The organism is Pseudothioglobus sp. nBUS_23 (genome assembly GCF_051201565.1).
Classification (GTDB): Bacteria; Pseudomonadota; Gammaproteobacteria; order PS1; family Pseudothioglobaceae; genus Pseudothioglobus.
On the sequence record NZ_CP179200.1, the window covers coordinates 1032174 to 1050480 of the forward strand.

An 18307-nucleotide genomic window follows, 5' to 3' on the forward strand; every position below is an offset into this window, starting at 1 on the left:
AAATGGATGAAATGTGGAATCAATTTTTTTCTTTGAGACATGATAAACCAAGGACGCTTCAACTGCAGATCCGTCAGCAGCTAATTGATGCCATTACTAATGGTCTAATCGGTTCTAATGAGCCACTCCCGTCCTCACGAAATTTAGCAAAGGCTCTCAAGGTGGCCAGAAATACAGTCATAGCAGCTTACAAAGAGTTAGAGTTTGATGGCTATATAACACCGAAAGAAAGAAGAGGATATTTTGTTAACGAGCAATTTTATGAAAGCTATACTTCAAATGAAAAAGGCGAGCCAACTGAGCCACAGTCTCCAGTCTGGCATGATAAATTAATTACAAAAAAACCTTCTTCTCAAATCAATATTCATAATCCAGATAACTGGCAAAGTCTTCCCTACTCGTTCACAATTGGGCAACTTGACAAGAGCTTGATACCATACTATGAATGGCGAGAGGTGGTTAGACACTCATCTACACTGCCAGAAATTCAAAAATGGAATATAGATCATGTTGATAGTGATGATCCGTCCTTAATAAAACAAATCCAGTCTAAAGTTCTTCCAAAGAGAGGTATTTGGGCCAACAAAGATCAAATTTTGATTACGTCAGGCAGTCAAAATGCCATCTACATGATAGCTAGTTTACTGACTAAACAAGGAACAGTTGTGGGTATGGAGAACCCCGGTTATCCTGATGTGAGAAACATTTTTAGCTCTAAAACTGACAATATTGTTCCTATTAGTATTGATAAAGACGGCATTGTTGTTAACGATATTAAAGAAGACACGGATATTATTTTTACGACACCAAGCCACCAATACCCAACAGGTGTGACTATGAGTATGGAAAGAAGACGTGAACTTTTATCTATTGCCAAAGAAAAACAAATGGTTATTATTGAGGATGATTATGAGGCCGAGATAAACTTTCAAAAAAAGCCTCACCCTTCTCTCAAAAGCTTAGATAAAGACAATAATGTGATTTATGTTGGTAGCTTTTCAAAGGCTTTCGCTCCTGGTTTAAGGTTGGGATACATGGTAGCTCCTGAAAGCTTTATCAAGGAAGTCAAAGCTTTAAGAAGGCTAATGATTAGACATATACCAGCAAACAACCAGAGATCTGTTGCCCTTTTTATAGGACTAGGCCATTATCATAATATGTTTACTAAAATTCAAAAAACTAACAAAGAAAGGTGGGGGTTAATTAACGAAAAAATAAATAATGAGCCTTTATTGTCTTGCACTCCGACTCTAGGTGGTTCAACTTTTTGGATCGAAATACTTGCGCCTATCGATAGTGATAAACTTTGCAAAAACCTCCTAGGCAAAGGGGTTGCTGTAAGGTCTGGAAACACGCTATTTAGTGGGGATAACTCGCCAACAAATTATTTGCACCTTGGTTATTCTGCCATTGATACCAATAAAATTGACAAAGGTTTAGATTTAATTATTAAAGAAATTAAGGCGATGGTTTAAAGTCCTCAATGGAAAATCTTTATAACTTCACTCCAGAAAACTATTTATTAATAGCTCTTGTTGTTATTTTTTCTGGTTTTTTAAGAGGCTTTATAGGCTTTGGATCTGGTCTCTTAATGATTCCAATTCTTTCTTATTTTTATTCTCCAGTCTTTGCAATGGTTTTCAATATTGTCATTGAAATTCCAGCAACCATCTATTTGACATTTGTTGGCATTAAAAAAGCTAATTTAAAAGAGATCACTCCTATGATGGCGACAATGATGCTAACTATCCCTTTTGGAACAATATTTTTAGTTTCCGTTGATGAACAAATCATCAAAACTTTGATGTCTATACTTTTAATATTTTTTGTTATTCTGATTGGAAGTGGCTGGCGAATCAAATCTACGATAACTAAATATGTTCTTGTATTAGGAGGCGCTATCAGCGGCTTAATGCAGGGAGCAACAGGTATGGGAGGGCCGCCATACGTAACAGTTCTATTATCTAAAAATGATAGCGATGAAGTGGCACGAGCAAATATTTTAGTAATTACTTCTGGCCTAGTGATCAGCGCTATTATGAGTCTTTATTATTTTGGACTTTTCACAAAAGACATTTTATTTACAGGTGCAATCACTGCCCCAGTCTATGTATTTGCCACATATATTGGCACAAGATTTTTTAACTTTTCTGGGAACAAATATTACAGAAACTCTTCATTGGTTGCGCTTGGAATAGTTGGGGTAGCGACACTCATAGGCGCTTTAATGAGCCATTAGATTCTAATTTTTTCATTGAGTGGATCATACAAAGGTTTGAGTGATACCTTACACTTTTCAATAACACCTTCAACCTCGATAGTATACTCAGCCATTAAAATATCTTCGTGACTTTCATTTGGCTTACAAGGCACATAACCAAGTCCAACAGCGCCTCCTAGAGTATGACTATATGTTCCACTCGATAAATGACCCACAATTTCTCCATTTTTTAGAATAGGCTCATTGTGGTATAACATTAAATCTGAATTATCTAATAAAAATTGCATAACGCGCATATCGTAGCCAGATGCTTTTTTAGATTGAACAGAGTCATGGCCAATGAAATTACCGTACTTAGAAGGCTTCTTATCAACCTTAACTGCAAACCCAAGACCTGCATTAATTACGTGGTCTTCATCAGTAATATCATGTCCAAAATGTCTGTACGCTTTTTCAATTCTACAACTATCTACGGTATGCATTCCAATATGTCTCAAAGAAAACTCTTTGCCTTTCTCATCTAGCAACTCAGCAACATAACTTGAGAATTCAATTGGAAAATAAAGCTCCCAACCCAGTTCGCCAACATAAGTAATTCTATGAGCCCTTACATTGGCCATGCCTATCTCAATGTTTCGCACATTTGCAAATGGAAAGCTTTCATTGCTCATATCAGTATCTGTAAGCAATTGAAGTAGATCTCTCGAATTTGGACCCATAATGGCTATACAACCCTCAGAGCTTGTAGCGTCAAATAATGAACAGTTCGCATCATTTGGCATATTTTTCTGAAGCCAATGCATATCTCTATTAAGGCAAACAGTTCCGCTAACAATCAAGTAATCGTCAATAGCAAGTCGAGTCACAGTTACATCGGCCTCTATTCCGCCTTTTTCATTAAGCCATTGAGTGTAGACCATCTTTCCAGGCTCAACATCTACATCATTTGCACAAATGAGCTGAAGAAAGTCCATAGCATCACTGCCTTTAACTCTAATTTTGGCATACGATGACATTTCATACATGCCAACAGACTCTCTTATAGCTTGTTGCTCTAATTTATGATACTCAAACCAATTTTGCCTACCCCAAGAATATTCATACTTTGCCTCTGCCTTACCAATGAGCTCTTCTGGAACAAACCAGTTAGGCCTCTCCCAGCCAGCAACTTCACCAAAACAGGCGCCACGTTTTTTGTAGAAATCATAAAGAGGTGTTTTCCTTAGTCCTCTTGCAGTTTCATATTGGTGATATGGAAAATGATTTTCATAAAGATAGCCAAGGGTTTCAGTTACTCTGTTAGCTAGATAAGTCTTATTACTCTGGAAGGACTGATTTCTTCTTATATCTACGTCCCATAAATCACAAGGTGGTTCTTTGCCAACAATCCATTCTGCTAGATATTTTCCAGCTCCGCCAGCAGCTTGAATTCCAATTGAGTTGAACCCAGCAGCAACATAAAAACTTCCAAGTTCCGGTGACTCACCAATTTGAAAATTATCATCTGGTGTAAAACTTTCTGGCCCATTGAAAAGTGTTTCAATACCTAAACTCTCCATTACTGGGACTCTGTTCATTGCTAATTCAAGGTAAGGCATGCAGTGATCTAAATCATCCTGAATTTGATCAAAACAAAAATCCTCTGGTATGCCATTTTGAGCCCAGGGTTTAGCATTTGGCTCAAATAGACCAACCAATATTTTTCCAGCGTCTTCTTTGTAGTATGCAGACTCGTCTGGAACTCTGACAACCGGCATATCTCCTAATCCTGGTACAGCCGAAGTTAAAAAATAGAAATGCTCACAGGCATGAAGTGGAACTGACACTCCAGCCATTTTTCCTACTTCTCTTGCCCACATGCCACCGCAGTTGACAACTACCTCAGATTGAATGTCTCCAAAATCTGTTTGAACTCCAGTTGCCTTTCCATTATCTTTAAGAATCCCAGTAACTTTTACATCTTCAAAAATTTTAACGCCATTATTTTTAGCGCCCTTTGCCAGAGCCATTGCAACATTTGCTGGATCAGCCTTGCCATCTTTAGGTATCCATGCACCACCCACGACGTCATCAAGATTAAAAAAATCTAACTTCTTTCTTAACTCATCTGTTGACAGGATTTGTACATCAACCCCATGAACCTTTGCAAGTGATGCATTGCGTTTATATTCAGTTAACCTCTCTTGATTAGTAGCTAGACTTACAGAGCCAGTTCTTCTGTAACCAGTAGCCATTCCAGTTTCTGATTCAAGTGTTTCATAGAGATTTCCAGAGTACTTAACCATTTGAGTTAAATTAAGCGAGGATCGCATTTGTCCTACAAGACCAGCGGCATGCCAAGTTGTGCCAGAAGTTAATTTTTTTCTCTCTAGTAAGACTACATCCTTGTATCCAAGTTTTGAAAGGTGATAAGCAACGGAGCAACCAACAACTCCACCACCAATGATTACTGCTTGAGCATGCTTAGGAATACTTGTCGACATATCTATTTAAGTGATAAAAAAAATAGAATTATAGAACTATTTACCCTTCCATGGAACGAGATAGTTTTCTGAAATTCTCATTAATATATCAATGGCATAGCCAATGACGCCAATTAAAACAATTCCCATAATTACTAAGTCGGTCATTTGGAATTTAGATGCGTTAATAATCATCATTCCAGCTCCTTTTTGTGCAGCTACCAATTCTGCAGCAACAACTGTTCCCCAGCAAACTCCCATAGATACTCTTGCACCTGTAAAGATCTCTGGCAAACTATTTGGAACAATGACTAACCTCATAATCTGCCACTTTGATGCGCCGAGGGAGTAAGCGGCATGGATTTTTGAAATTTTCACACCTGAAACTCCTGCTCTGGCTGAAATCGTCATAATCCAGAGTGATGCTAAAAATAGCAAAATAATCTTACCCTGCTCTCCAATTCCAAACCAAATAATAACTAGCGGAATGAGAGCTAAAGGTGGCACTGGCCTCATAAATTCAACTATAGGGTCAAACCAGCCCCTAAACCATCCAGATAAACCCATCGCATAGCCCAAAGGAATTCCAATAATTGCACCAGCTAAAAACCCAACAATTACTCGAATAAGGGACCAACCTAAGTGCTCCCATAGAGTAAAGTTTTTATACCCTTCAGAGCCAACCTTGACTAATCTAGACCAGACTGTTTCTGGTGCAGGAAGCCACACAGGCTGCATCTGCCAGCCTTTTTCTGGTGTGACACTCAACGTACCCTTTCTTGTCATATAAATACGAGCATTGTCAACAAACACCTCTTGTTCTGGAGATATTTCCTGTCCATTGACAGCTACTACTTTATAGTCTTTATCTTTTCCACCTACATCGTTTTTTTGAACTTTAATAAGTCCACTTCTGTAGGTTATGATTTGATCAGTATCATTCAGCGCAAAACCGTCTCCTGGTTCAATTTCAAGCTTGTCAGGTATTACACCAGACTGAACATCATAGACCGTTATGGTTACATCGGCGTCATCTGTTTCACCAGAGGAATTCATTGCTGTATAGCTAAAAGAGAGATCGCCAACAAAAGGTCCAGGCACATGAATTGGGATTAATTTAGAGCCTGTGAATGCTGCCCATATAGCAAAGATAGCGATTACGGATATAAAAGATGCTGCTCTGTTAGGTGTGACAGCACTCTCATCTCCAAAAGTTACTGTTTTTAAACTTGTAAAATCATCTTGTGATTTGGTAAATGATGTAGCAATCTTAACAACATAGAAAGCTGCAACAAAAATTATTATATAAAAAATTAAAATAGCCATTAGTTTTCTTCCGCTCTACCCATTATTTCTTCTTCCATTTCCCAAATAATTGAGAGAATTTCATCCCGAGTCTCAGTGTAGCCATCCGCCTTTTTAACATCCCTTAAATCCATGTTTACTCCCATTTCAGCAAAAGGGAGTTGGTATTCTTTGTGGATTCTTCCTGGTCTTGGAGCTAGTACTAACAATCTTTCACCAAGAAGAACCGCCTCTTCAACTGAGTGAGTAATTAAGATAATTGTTTTACCAGTCTCTTTCCATAGTTTTAAAACAAGGCCTTGCATTTTTTCACGTGTTAATGCATCTAATGCGCCTAATGGTTCATCCATCAAGATTACATCAGGATCATTGGCCAGACACCTTGCTAGAGCAACTCTTTGTTGCATCCCTCCAGATAATTCATAAACCGCTTTATCTTCAAAATCAGCGAGTCCTACAATCTCTAAAAGATGCTTAACCTTTTCTTCTTGCTCTGACTTAGACATTCCCTTCATTCGGGGTCCAAAAGCAACGTTTGAGCGAACATTCATCCACTCAAAAAGAGCGCCCTGCTGAAAAACCATTCCACGCTCTGCGCCAGGCCCTTGAACAATCTCATCATTCAGAATAACCTTGCCTTCTGTAGGAGCTAGAAAGCCTGCTACGATATTAAGTAGTGTAGTTTTTCCACAGCCCGAGGGTCCAAGAACAGTAATTATTTGTCCTTCATCTATGTCAAGTGAAACGTCTTTTAGCGCTTGAACGGAAGATCCATTCTTTAAGTCAAAACGCATGGATATATTATTTATTGATAAACCTTTCAAAACTGGCTCCGAATTTGTTTTTCATTAAAAAAGTGGCACACTTAAAAGTGCGCCACCTTTGGTCTAACTAATACTAAATTAAAGACTTAAATGTCGTTAATTTAAATACTTTATTGTGCAGCTAGTCCCTCTAAGCCATCAGTGTTGATAGCATTAGCATATGAACCACGAGCACTTGGGATGTTTCCACTGTTAACGAATACATCTGCTACACCTTTAAGGAATGCCGCACCTGATCCACCAAGCCAGTTACTACCTAGTTGGTTGCTAACTGAAGGGAATACAAATGTCGCCATTGTTTCAGCCGTAGCTTGCTCATCCATACCTGCATCTTTAGCAATATGAGGAAGCATTAGTGAAGTAAATCCACCAGAATTCCACATTGCATTTGAAGCAGCAGTAACACCTAAGAATGTTTGAAGAACTTCTGCATTCTCATCAGCAAAGCTTGCTGGAACTGATGTTACATCCCATACCAAGATACCTAGAGCTGTTTTTTCAGCACCTGTTAAAAGAACATTACCATGTTCTAGAGCACGACGAAGTGAACCACCCCAACCACAGAACATATCAATACTTCCTTGCGCTAATGCAGCAGCACCTTCCGGTGGAGCCATATCAACAACTTGCATTGAGTCTACTGAAACACCAAAATGTTCCATCTGCTTTAAGAAGCCATAGTGCGCAGCTGTTCCGATTGGAACTGAAACTTTCTTGCCAGCTAATTCTGAAGCGTTGCTTGCATCAATTTCTAGGCCTGAAGCCACAACACAGTTGTCGTTATCAGCATAGCTCACAGCCACGTCAACAATTTGGATATCCTGACCAGTTGATGCCGCCACGATAAATGGAGGCACACCCTGGCTCACAGATATATGGATATCACCTGATGCCATAGCAGCTGACATTGCTGTACCTGTTCCAAAAGCTTTCCAGTTGACTTTCATACCAAGAGCTTCATCATAAGCACCGATTTGTTTTGCGTACTCAAATGGCATTGGCCACTCTTCAAAATAAGCCACATTCAACTCATCAAGAGCCATAACATTCACTGAAGCAATAGCACTTACTACTGTAGCTCCAATTTTTTTATAAATACTTTTCATTGTTTCTCCTAAAATAATATAAATATTTAACTTACCCTATTTTCAGCAAAAAAAGTAAGCCTGAGCTATAGAGTAAAAACTCATTTTTAGCTAACTAGATTTGAATGCTGAAATTAAATACTACCATGAAAAAAGATAAAATCAATAAAATTTTTAAAGATGTGTTTAATTTATTTTTGATTGAGATAAAAAAAGAACTATGGTGGCTGAAAGAGATTTATTAATTGTCTAATTTAAGCTGGAGCGCAACTTAAAAAAATAATTTCAGTTTGGTGGACTTTTATTAATTGATTATTCTACTTTGCAAACTCTATAGATCTTAGGTCTGGAGCAATCTTGTCTAGTGAGGAGTTTATGAGCTTAAAAGAGCCCTCTGCGCCATAAAGTTTAGCTAGCTCTACTGCCTCATTAATAACAACGCGATAAGGCACCTCAAGCTGAAACTTTAATTCATAAACGCCTAAGTATAAAATTGCCTTTTCTGTAGGACCTAATTCATCAACACCTCGATCAAGGGATGGAACAATAATATCCTCAAGCGCAGCAATATTCTTAGGAATGTTTAGCAACAAATTTGAGAAAAAAGCTTTAGAAATTTTTCCTTCTTTTTGGTTTAAAAACTGCTGCTCAATCTTTTTGATATCTTCACCAGAAAGAAGCCATTGGTATATAGCCTGAACTACTCGTGCTCTTGAGCGCTGTTTAGGAGTCACAGTTTATCTATCAAGCTAATCATTTGAATAGTACTTTCCGCAGCTTCAGCGCCTTTATTTTCTGAACTTCCTGAGCGCTCAATTGCTTGTTCAACGGTATCAACAGTTAATACGCCGAAAGCGATGGGTATTTCCGAATTTAGTGAAATCTGTGAAATTCCTTTTACACACTCTCCAGCAACGTACTCAAAATGTGGTGTTCCGCCTCGAATGACAGCCCCCAAAGCCACCACTCCATCAAATTTACAAGTGCCTACTACTTTTTTAAGTGCCAATGGAATTTCAAAAGCTCCTGGAACATAGAATATTTCAATGTCATCCTCTTTAGTGCCACTTTTTAGTAGGGCTTCTTTTGCTCCACTAATCAAATGCTCAACGACAAAGAAATTAAATTTGGCAGCGACAATTGCAATTTTTTTATCGTTAATCGTTAAATCTCCCTCAATAGCTTTCAATTCATTTACTCCTTAATGTTTACGTATTCAGTAATAGTTATTCCAAAACCCTCTAGGCCTGGCCAGGTTCTTGGCTTTCCTAGAGACTTCATATTTGAAACACCTAAATCAGACAGAATTTGGGCGCCAATACCAAAAGTTTTATCGTCGTCACTGCTTCTATAGTCTTGATTATCAATATTTTCTAAAATAGCCTGATTGGACTGTTTTCTAAGCAACAAAAAAACACCATTATCAACCTCTGAAATCATATCTAAAGCACTGTTAATACTGAAACCTCTATGAACCTCTTGAAGAACATCTTTGAAGATGTTTTCCATATGAACCCTAACATAAGGCTCTGTTTTATGACTTATAGTTCCTTTAACAAGCGCAATATGAATATCATTATGGATAGTATCTAAATAAGAATAGAGATCGAAATCGCCGTACTTGGTTTTAAAAGGCCTCTGACTTATCCTCTCTACAGTTTTTTCATTTTCAACTCTGTAGTGAATTAAATCAGCAATATGGCCAACTTTAATGTCGTGTTTTTTACCAAACTTGTATAAATCATCACTTCGAGCCATAGATCCATCATCATTTAGAATTTCAACTATGACTGAGGAGGCTTCAAAGCCAGCTAAACGAGCCAAATCACATCCCGCCTCTGTATGTCCAGCACGTATTAAAACCCCGCCCTGTTGAGCCATTAAAGGAAAAACATGCCCGGGCTGAACAATATCAATGGGTTTTGCATCTTTTGCAACTGCATCGAGTATCGTCTTTGTCCGGTCAGCAGCTGAGATTCCAGTTGTTACTCCTGAGGCAGCCTCAATTGATACGGTAAAGTTTGTAGAATGCAGGTCACTATTTTGCGACACCATGAGAGGAAGGTTCAATTGTTGACACCTTTGTTGAGTCAGAGTCAAGCAAATTAATCCTCGGCCATGCGTGGCCATAAAATTAATATCTTCTTTTGTAACCTTTTCAGAGGCAATCAAAAGATCTCCCTCATTTTCACGGTTCTCATCATCCATAAGAATGATCATTTTTCCTTGCTTGTAGTCTTCTAATATTTCTTTAATTGATGCTTGCATATTCATCTATTCTTCATTTTGACTCAAAAGCCTTTCAACATATCTTGCAATCTGATCAATCTCTATATTTACATTGGATTGAAGAGAGAGATCTCCAAGAGTCGTAGCTGAAAGCGTATGAGGAACTATATTAACATCAAAAAAGTTATTCTCGACGCTATTGACCGTTAGGCTTACACCATTAATACAGATTGATCCTTTCTTAGCAATATATTTTATGATGTCGCCTTGAACTTCTATCTTTATTCTTACACTATCGCCATCTTTTTCGATAGAATTTACAGCACCAATTCCGTCTACATGGCCGCTCACCAGGTGACCATCAACGCCTTGGTTAACTCTGAGTGATCTTTCAAGGTTAACGTTTTTTCCCTGCTTAAGAGCTGAAAAAGTTGTACAAGTTAGTGTTTCGTTAGAGACATCTGCTGTGAATGAGCTTTCTGTAAGCTCAGTTACAGTCAAACAGACACCATCTACAGCAATGCTATCTCCAACTTTGGTGTCACTTAAGTCTAGGGCGTTAGTATTGATTTTCAAACGAGCACCATCACTAGAAGAGAAAATCTCCTTGATGCTGCCTTTAGATTGAATAATTCCTGTAAACATTTAACAAGTAACCTTATATTAAAAAACGCACTTAAATAATTTATTTATTTAACCATCAAATGTTGCAATGAATTATTAATAGATTTCAAAAGGATATTTAATTAAATTCACACTTGAGACAAAAGGTAATCTTCGTAATTTCCTGAATAATAGTGAGCGCCATCTTCCTTCAGCTCTATCACTTTCGTAGATAGTGATGATACAAACTCTCTGTCATGACTTACAAAAATGAGTGTTCCTTTGTAGTTGTCTAGAGCTAAATTCAAAGCTTCAATAGACTCCATATCGAGGTGATTTGTAGGCTCATCCATCAACAAAATATTAGGCTTCTGAAGCATCAATCTTCCAAAAATCATCCTTCCTTTTTCCCCACCAGACAGTGATTTGACAGATTTTTTCACATCCTCTTTTCCGAAAAGCATTTTCCCTAAAACTGAACGCATCACTTGAACATCATCTTTTTCATTTTTAAATTGAGTCATCCAATCTAAAACGCTCATATCTTTCTCAAACTCTTCATTATGATCCTGGGCATAGTAACCAATGTTAGAGTTTTCACTCCATTTTGTATTACCACTGTCAGCCTCAACTTCTCCAAATAGAGTTTTAAGTAAAGTGCTTTTCCCAATTCCGTTTTGTCCAATGATTGCAACCCTCTCACCTGTTTCAATCATTAAATTAATATCTTTTAGTACCTGCTCATCATCATAACTTTTAGAGAGCCCTTGCACCTCCAAAACATTTCTGAACAACTCCTTACTTTGATTAAAAATAATATAAGGGCTTACCCGTGAAGAAGGCTTAATATCATCTAGTTCAATTTTATTTAGCTGCTTTAAGCGTGATGTAGCCTGCTTTGACTTTGAAGCGTTTGCAGAGAATCTAGAGACAAAGTGCTTTAAATCTTTAATTTTTTCTTCCTTTTTGGCATTATCCGCTCTCATCCTCTCCTGGATTGCAGTTGCCGCAATCATAAAGTCATCATAACTTCCTGGAAATACATTTAAAGCGCCGTAATCTAAATCCGCCATGTGCGTACAAACGCCATTCAAAAAATGACGATCGTGTGAAATGATAACCATGGTTGACTTTCTGGCGCTAAGAACCTCCTCTAGCCACCTAATGGAGTTAATATCCAAGTTATTTGTAGGCTCATCCAACAGAAGTATCTCTGGATCAGAAAACAGTGCTTGAGCCAACAACACTCGAAGCTTCCATCCAGGTGCAATCTCACTCATCAACCCATAATGCTGGTCTAATGGAATATCTAGGCCCAACAATAATTCTCCTGCTGAAGACTCAGCTGAGTAGCCGTCCATCTCAGCAAACTCCATCTCTAATTCTGCAACTTTAATACCATCCTCTTCACTCATCTCAGGAAGCGCATAGATTCTGTCTCTTTCTTCTTTAATTTCCCAGAGTTTTTTGTGCCCCATGATGACCGTATCAACAACCCGATACTCTTCAAAAGCAAACTGATCCTGAGATAGCACTCCTAGCCTTTGACCCTCTCCCACTAGAACTGACCCGTGAGTAGGCTTTAATTCGCCTGTCAAAATTTTCATTAAGGTTGACTTTCCACATCCATTGGCTCCAATCAGACCATATCGATTACCGCTTTGAAACTTTACTGAAATATTTTCAAAGAGCGGTTTTTCACCAAATTGCATGGTGACGTTTGCAGTAGAAATCATGGTTCGTTTAAATTTATAAAATAAAATATTATCCCATAATGACTTATTGAAAGCTTGACTATTAAGCTTATCGATATCTATAGAAACTTTTCAAAAATAAAAGTATAAAATATATTTGTCTATGAGATTAAACCCAAACATGAGAACAAGACAAATGCCAGATAAAGCATTGCTGTCTTCTATTTTGGCTTTGTTAATTTTTGGGTGGCTCATGTCCTTTTCTGCTTCATTGGCTTATTTTTCTAGTTATTCATTTTTTTTCAAGCAGACTATATTTATCTGCGCTGGTTTGTTTGCAGGACTGATAATTTTGAATACTCCAATTTCAACCCTCCAAAAATACTCAATACCGCTATTCATTCTCTCTTTGATTCTTTTGACAGTCGTATTCTTTCCTCCACCAATTGGGCACACTGTTAACGGATCGACGAGATGGATTAATTTTGTTTTTTTTAAATTTCAACCTTCAGAGTTAATGAAACTATCCATGGTTCTTTTTATGGCTGGTTTTTTAATTCGGCAAGAAAAAGATATTAGAAGGCCTTGGAAAGGGTTTCTTAAAACACTGGTCATTATTGGTATAGCTGATTTTCTTTTGCTTTTAGAGACTGACTTTGGCGCAACCTTAATCATATCTTTAACTGCTCTAGCTATGCTTTATGCTGCTGGAGTTTTTTTAAAGCAACTTTCAATTATAACAGCTGGCTTATTTGCCTTCGTTGGTGTATTTATTTATCTTAATCCAAATCGAATTGCACGACTCACTTCCTTCTGGGTGGATGATTTTTGGGCCAGTAATGACGCTAAAGTTCATCAAACTCAGCAGGCATTAATTGGTATCGCAAGGGGGGATTGGTTTGGAACTGGTATTGGTGCTGGAATCCAAAAATACTCTCTACTGCCTGAGCGACACACAGATATGATTTTTGCAGTCATAGGTGAAGAATTGGGAATTTTAGGGATGATGTTTGTATTGCTATCCTTTTTGTTTATTTTGCTAAAGGGGTTTAAGATTGCAAAAGTTGCCCTTCAAAAAGGCAGGTATTACAGCTCCTATGTAGTTTTTGGGATATGTACCTGGTTCGCAATGCAAATCACGGTCAATATAGGAATGAATTTAGGTCTTTTGCCTCCGAAAGGATTTACATTGCCTCTTCTGAGCTATGGCGGGACATCTATGATATTTGCGATCATTTCTTTAGCCATTATTTTACGAGTAGATATGGAAAATAGGACTAAATACTCAAAGCAACGTCACTATGTCTAAAAAGATTCTAATTATGGCTGGCGGCACTGGGGGTCATATTTTCCCGGCCCTTTCTATTGCTAAAGAGTTGTCAAAAAGGGGTGCAATAGTTGAGTGGCTTGGTGGCAGAAACTCTATGGAGAGCGACCTAGTTCCAAGGTATAAAATTAAATTTAATGGCGTCTTTTCTAGCGGAATTCGTGGAAAAAAATTAATAACAATAATCAGGGCTTTATTTTTACTTAGTTTTGGGTTTATTCAGACTGTCATTGTCTTTATAAAATATAGGCCAAATGCGGTGATTGGTATGGGAGGTTATGTAACAGGAATCGGGGGCTTGATTGCAAAAATTTTTTTTGTACCTTTGTTTATTCATGAACAAAATACAATTCCAGGATCTACTAATAAACTTTTAAGCAAGATTTCAACGCTAAATTTTCAAGCATTCGAAAACTCCTTTTCTGAGGAAGTCAATGCTATTACAACTGGAAATCCTATTTTGTTTGAGCCAAATTCAAAAAAAGCAGTCTCAGAGGTCAAAAATCTACTTGTGCTTGGGGGCTCGCTAGGCGCAAAAAAAATAAACGAAGTGATTCCGCACATTAAAACTCCAATTAATATCTGGCATCAGACTGGAAAAAGTCATTTTGATGAAGTCAAGGCTTTGTATAGTAAGAGTGATCATCGCCAAGTAAAGTTGGATCCATTTATCTCCAATATGAGTGAGGCTTACGCCTGGGCAGACCTAGTAGTATGCAGAGCAGGAGCCATGACTGTATCTGAATTAATCGCAACAAAGACAATTGCCATACTTATTCCATTTCCTTATGCAATCGATAATCACCAAACTGTTAATGCTCAGTACTTAACTAAAAAAGAAGCAGGGATAATAATTGATGAGCAAAATCTCACACCTGAAGCGTTAGACGAGCAAATGTCTCAATTAGACTCAGAAAGGCTCAAGGAGATGAGTTTTAACCTTGGGTCACTTAAAGTGCTACATCCTGAGCGACTGATTGCTGATTATCTTCTGAATTAATGCCAAGGCGGCTAAAAAGAAGCTTGTCGTTAGCAACCGTTGGGTTGTCAGTAGTAAGAAGCTGTTCGCCGTAAAAAATAGAATTAGCACCTGCAAAAAAGCATAGCGCCTGCATCCCTTCTCCCATATCCAGACGGCCAGCGGACAACCTAACAACAGAATTAGGCATCAAGATTCTTGCAACCGCGATGGTTCTTACAAACTCACTTTCACTAGGAGGCTTTACATTCTCAAATGGCGTTCCGGGAATTGGAACAAGCAAGTTAATTGGGACACTGTCTGGGTGCTTTTCAAGGTTAGCCAAAGATTGAAGCATTGAAGCTCTGTCAGTCTCTGTTTCTCCCATCCCAAGAATACCACCACTACAAACGTTAATATTGGCATTCTTAACAGCTTCTAAGGTATCCAGTCTGTCTTGGAATTGGCGTGTAGTTACAACATTAGAGTAATTTTCTTTAGATGTATCAATATTATGGTTGTAATAGTCAAGTCCAGCATCTTTAAGAACTGCTGCTTGCTTAGGAGATAACATGCCGAGAGTCACGCAAGTCTCCATGCCCATTGCTTTGACCCCTTGAATCATCGGAATCACTTTGTCTAGGCTTTTATCTGTCGGATTTCTCCATGCTGCACCCATACAAAAACGAGTCGCACCTTTGTTTTTAGCATTTTGAGCTTGTTGAAGAACTTCCTCAACCTCCATCAATTTTTCACGCTCTAAACCAGTATCATATTTGGAGCTTTGCGAGCAGTATGAACAATCCTCAGGACAAGCACCAGTTTTGATATTCAATAATGAACTCACTTGAACTTTATTTGGGTCAAATGTTTCTCTATGAATCGAGTGCGCCTTAAATAGAAGGTCATTAAAGGGAAGCTCAAAAAGAGCTTTAATTTCACCTATTTGCCAATCATTTCTGAGTTCAATCATCTTTGTTCTAAAAAAATAAATTTAATTATGATGTATTTTAACGTATCCATAAAGTTATGAATAGATTATAAAAAAGCCGCACAGAGCGCGGCTTTTTTTTATTTTTTATTTATTACCATTAACAACTGTAATATAAATCAAACTCAAGTGGTTGAGGTGACGCTCTCATAGCAGTAACCTCTTGCATCTTAAGATCTATGAATGAATCAATCACTTCATCAGTGAATACTCCACCTTCCTTAAGAAAATCACGATCTTTGTCGAGCTCTTCAAGAGCGATATGAAGCATACCACTAACCTTAGGAATGGACCCATCACTGTCTTCATATAAATCCTGATCAGCTGGCTCACCCGGATGTATCTTGTTTTTAATTCCATCAAGCCCTGCCATTAGAAGTGCTGCAAAGGCAAGATATGGATTCGCTGTTGAATCTGGAAAGCGCACTTCAATTCTGCGCCCCTTAGGATTAGAAACGAATGGAATTCTTATCGCAGCAGAACGATTCTTTGCTGAATAAGCAAGCATTTCTGGAGCTTCAAAACCAGGTACTAATCGCTTATATGAATTAGTAGATGGATTTGTAAAAGCGTTTAATGCTTTTGCATGTTTAATAACACCACCAATGTAGTAAAGCGCTGTTTCACTTAAGTTTCCGTAGCCGTCACCGTCAAATAAATTTTTACCATCTTTCGCAATTGACATATGAACATGCATGCCGTTTCCATTATCAACAGCAATTGGCTTTGGCATAAATGTTGCAGTCTTTCCATATAAATGAGCTACATTATGAACACAGTATTTTAGAATCTGAGTCTCATCAGCCTTCTTAACTAGAGTATTAAATAACGCTCCAATTTCACATTGTCCAGCTGTTCCAACCTCGTGATGGTGAACCTCTGTAGTAACGCCCATCTCTTCAATTGCTAAACACATCTGAGAGCGAAGATCATGCAATGAGTCTACTGGAGGTACAGGGAAATAGCCACCTTTAACTCTTGGGCGATGACCTTTGTTACCACCTTCCATATCCTCACCAGAACTCCATGCAGCCTCTTCAGAGTTAATCTCAAAGAAAGCCTTTCCCATTCCGTGACCTGTATCCCACTTCACGCTATCAAATACAAAAAATTCAGGTTCATTACCAAAATAAGCTGTGTCGCCAATCCCTGAATCCTTCAGGTATGCTTCTGCTCTATGAGCAATAGAGCGAGGGTCTTTAACATATCCCTTCATGTCTGAAGGCTCAATGATATTACAACGGATATTGAGTGTTACCTCTTCAGTAAAAGGATCAATGATTGCGGTATCACAATCAGGCATAAGAATCATGTCAGACTCGTTAATATCTTTCCAGCCAGCAATTGAAGATCCATCAAACATCTGTCCTTCTTCAAGCTTTTCAGCATCAACTGTATGAGCTGGAACACTAACGTGCTGCTCTTTTCCTTTTGTATCAGTAAAACGAAAATCTATAAACTTTACGCTTTGCTCTTCAATCGTTTTCATTACATCTTTTGCAGACATAGCTATACTCCCTATAAATAATAGTAAATTTAAAAAATGACAGGCATTGTCAGAAGTCTGCGCCGTTGCAAACGATATGTTGTATCTAAACAGAACAACAAAAGATATTTCAGCGTGGATTATATCCTAGTTTTAAAAGCTTTTCACTAGAAAATAATTCAACCGTAGTTGATATCTATGAAATCCAATTTCTAGGCTTCAAAAAGTAATTCGTTAGTTTTTCCTCTTCACTATTGGGAGCTATATTGAATTGATAAGCCCACTGAACTTTTGGTGGAAGTGACATCAAAATTGATTCAGTCCTACCTCCACTTTGAAGGCCAAACAAAGTTCCTCTATCCTGAACTAAATTAAATTCGACGTATCGGCCTCGCCTGTAAAGCTGAAACTCTTTTTGCTTTTCTGTATATGGTGTTTCTTGTCTTTTAAGGACGATCGGTTTATATGCTTTAACAAAATGGTTTCCGACACTTTTCATAAAATCAAAGCAATAATCAAACCCGCCTTCATTTAGGTCATCGAAAAATAGTCCGCCTATGCCACGCTGCTCATCTCTATGGCTCAAATAAAAATAGTCATCGCACCACTTTTTATAATTTTCATAAACCTTTTCTCCAAAAGGTTTACAAGCCTGATGAGCGGTCTTATGCCAATGAATTGCGTCCTCCTCAAATCCATAGTATGGTGTCAAGTCAAAGCCTCCACCAAACCACCACAAAGGCTCTTCGCCTTCATTTTCAGCTATAAAGAAGCGGACATTTGAATGTGTAGTTGGAACAAATGGATTTTCAGGATGGAACACAACAGAAATGCCCAGCGCTGTATACTTTCTACCCTCTAGCTCAGGCCTGAGCTGTGTTGCTGATTTGGGCATCTTGTCGCCACTAATAATTGAGAAGTTGACGCCGCCTTTTTCAAATAGACTACCATTAGAGATGACTCGAGTGATTCCACTTCCTCGTCCGTCATCTCTCTCCCATACATCATTATCAAAGCTTGATTTTGAGTCTAAATTTCCAAATTCTTCGCAAATATCATTTTGAAGATTTAATAGATACTTTTTAACTTGTTCTATCATTTTTTTTAGTTTATAAAAATTAA

Annotated in this window: 16 protein-coding genes; 4 read left to right on the plus strand and 12 right to left on the minus strand. The window is 38.0% G+C overall.

What is annotated here, in order from left to right; all coding sequences use genetic code 11:
• The first annotated feature begins 2 nt into the window (after positions 1-2).
• Positions 3-1475, plus strand: a complete 1473-nt coding sequence (locus ACMAZA_RS05265) for a PLP-dependent aminotransferase family protein (RefSeq protein ID WP_435187633.1) — start codon at positions 3-5, stop codon at positions 1473-1475.
• Between the two features lie 8 nt (positions 1476-1483).
• On the plus strand, positions 1484-2239 hold the full coding sequence (locus ACMAZA_RS05270; protein ID WP_435187635.1) for a sulfite exporter TauE/SafE family protein: 756 nt from the start codon (positions 1484-1486) through the stop codon (positions 2237-2239).
• Here ACMAZA_RS05270 and ACMAZA_RS05275 read toward each other — a convergent pair.
• From ACMAZA_RS05275 to ACMAZA_RS05315, 9 genes are all read right to left on the minus strand, one after another.
• Complete coding sequence (locus ACMAZA_RS05275) at positions 2236-4704, minus strand: GcvT family protein (RefSeq protein WP_435187636.1); 2469 nt, start codon at positions 4702-4704, stop codon at positions 2236-2238. The two genes, ACMAZA_RS05270 and ACMAZA_RS05275, sit on opposite strands and share 4 nt — an antisense overlap.
• A 36-nt stretch (positions 4705-4740) precedes the next feature.
• Positions 4741-6009 (minus strand): ABC transporter permease, encoded by a 1269-nt coding sequence (locus ACMAZA_RS05280; protein WP_435187638.1) that lies wholly within the window; start codon positions 6007-6009, stop codon positions 4741-4743.
• Positions 6009-6812, minus strand: a complete 804-nt coding sequence (locus tag ACMAZA_RS05285; RefSeq protein WP_435187640.1) for an ABC transporter ATP-binding protein — start codon at positions 6810-6812, stop codon at positions 6009-6011. The genes ACMAZA_RS05280 and ACMAZA_RS05285 overlap by 1 nt, the downstream gene beginning before the upstream one ends.
• A gap of 110 nt (positions 6813-6922) precedes the next feature.
• Positions 6923-7918 (minus strand): taurine ABC transporter substrate-binding protein, encoded by a 996-nt coding sequence (locus tag ACMAZA_RS05290; RefSeq protein ID WP_435187641.1) that lies wholly within the window; start codon positions 7916-7918, stop codon positions 6923-6925.
• A gap of 296 nt (positions 7919-8214) precedes the next feature.
• Complete coding sequence (gene nusB / locus ACMAZA_RS05295; protein WP_435187642.1) at positions 8215-8631, minus strand: transcription antitermination factor NusB; 417 nt, start codon at positions 8629-8631, stop codon at positions 8215-8217.
• Complete coding sequence (gene ribH, locus ACMAZA_RS05300; protein ID WP_435187644.1) at positions 8628-9086, minus strand: 6,7-dimethyl-8-ribityllumazine synthase; 459 nt, start codon at positions 9084-9086, stop codon at positions 8628-8630. Before ribH ends, nusB begins: the two co-directional genes overlap by 4 nt.
• Before the next feature lie 5 nt (positions 9087-9091).
• Entirely contained in the window at positions 9092-10165 is a 1074-nt protein-coding gene (ribB, locus tag ACMAZA_RS05305) for a 3,4-dihydroxy-2-butanone-4-phosphate synthase (RefSeq protein ID WP_435190472.1), read from the minus strand.
• A gap of 6 nt (positions 10166-10171) precedes the next feature.
• On the minus strand, positions 10172-10771 hold the full coding sequence (locus tag ACMAZA_RS05310; protein WP_435187645.1) for a riboflavin synthase: 600 nt from the start codon (positions 10769-10771) through the stop codon (positions 10172-10174).
• A 107-nt stretch (positions 10772-10878) separates the two neighbouring features.
• Entirely contained in the window at positions 10879-12465 is a 1587-nt protein-coding gene (locus tag ACMAZA_RS05315; protein ID WP_435187646.1) for an ABC-F family ATPase, read from the minus strand.
• A 139-nt stretch (positions 12466-12604) separates the two neighbouring features.
• On the opposite strand from ACMAZA_RS05315, the gene ftsW reads away from it, so the two are divergent.
• Positions 12605-13732 carry a putative lipid II flippase FtsW gene (gene ftsW / locus ACMAZA_RS05320; RefSeq protein ID WP_435187648.1) on the plus strand — a complete coding sequence of 376 codons (1128 nt, stop codon included), beginning with the start codon at positions 12605-12607 and terminating at the stop codon, positions 13730-13732.
• On the plus strand, positions 13725-14750 hold the full coding sequence (murG, locus tag ACMAZA_RS05325; protein WP_435187649.1) for an undecaprenyldiphospho-muramoylpentapeptide beta-N-acetylglucosaminyltransferase: 1026 nt from the start codon (positions 13725-13727) through the stop codon (positions 14748-14750). The genes ftsW and murG overlap by 8 nt, the downstream gene beginning before the upstream one ends.
• On the opposite strand, the gene bioB is transcribed toward murG, so the two are convergent.
• From bioB to hemF, 3 genes are all read right to left on the minus strand, one after another.
• Entirely contained in the window at positions 14701-15681 is a 981-nt protein-coding gene (gene bioB, locus ACMAZA_RS05330; RefSeq protein WP_435187651.1) for a biotin synthase BioB, read from the minus strand. The two genes, murG and bioB, sit on opposite strands and share 50 nt — an antisense overlap.
• A 118-nt stretch (positions 15682-15799) precedes the next feature.
• Complete coding sequence (gene glnA, locus ACMAZA_RS05335; RefSeq protein WP_435187652.1) at positions 15800-17206, minus strand: type I glutamate--ammonia ligase; 1407 nt, start codon at positions 17204-17206, stop codon at positions 15800-15802.
• A gap of 175 nt (positions 17207-17381) precedes the next feature.
• Complete coding sequence (gene hemF, locus ACMAZA_RS05340) at positions 17382-18284, minus strand: oxygen-dependent coproporphyrinogen oxidase (protein ID WP_435187654.1); 903 nt, start codon at positions 18282-18284, stop codon at positions 17382-17384.
• Positions 18285-18307 lie beyond the last annotated feature (23 nt).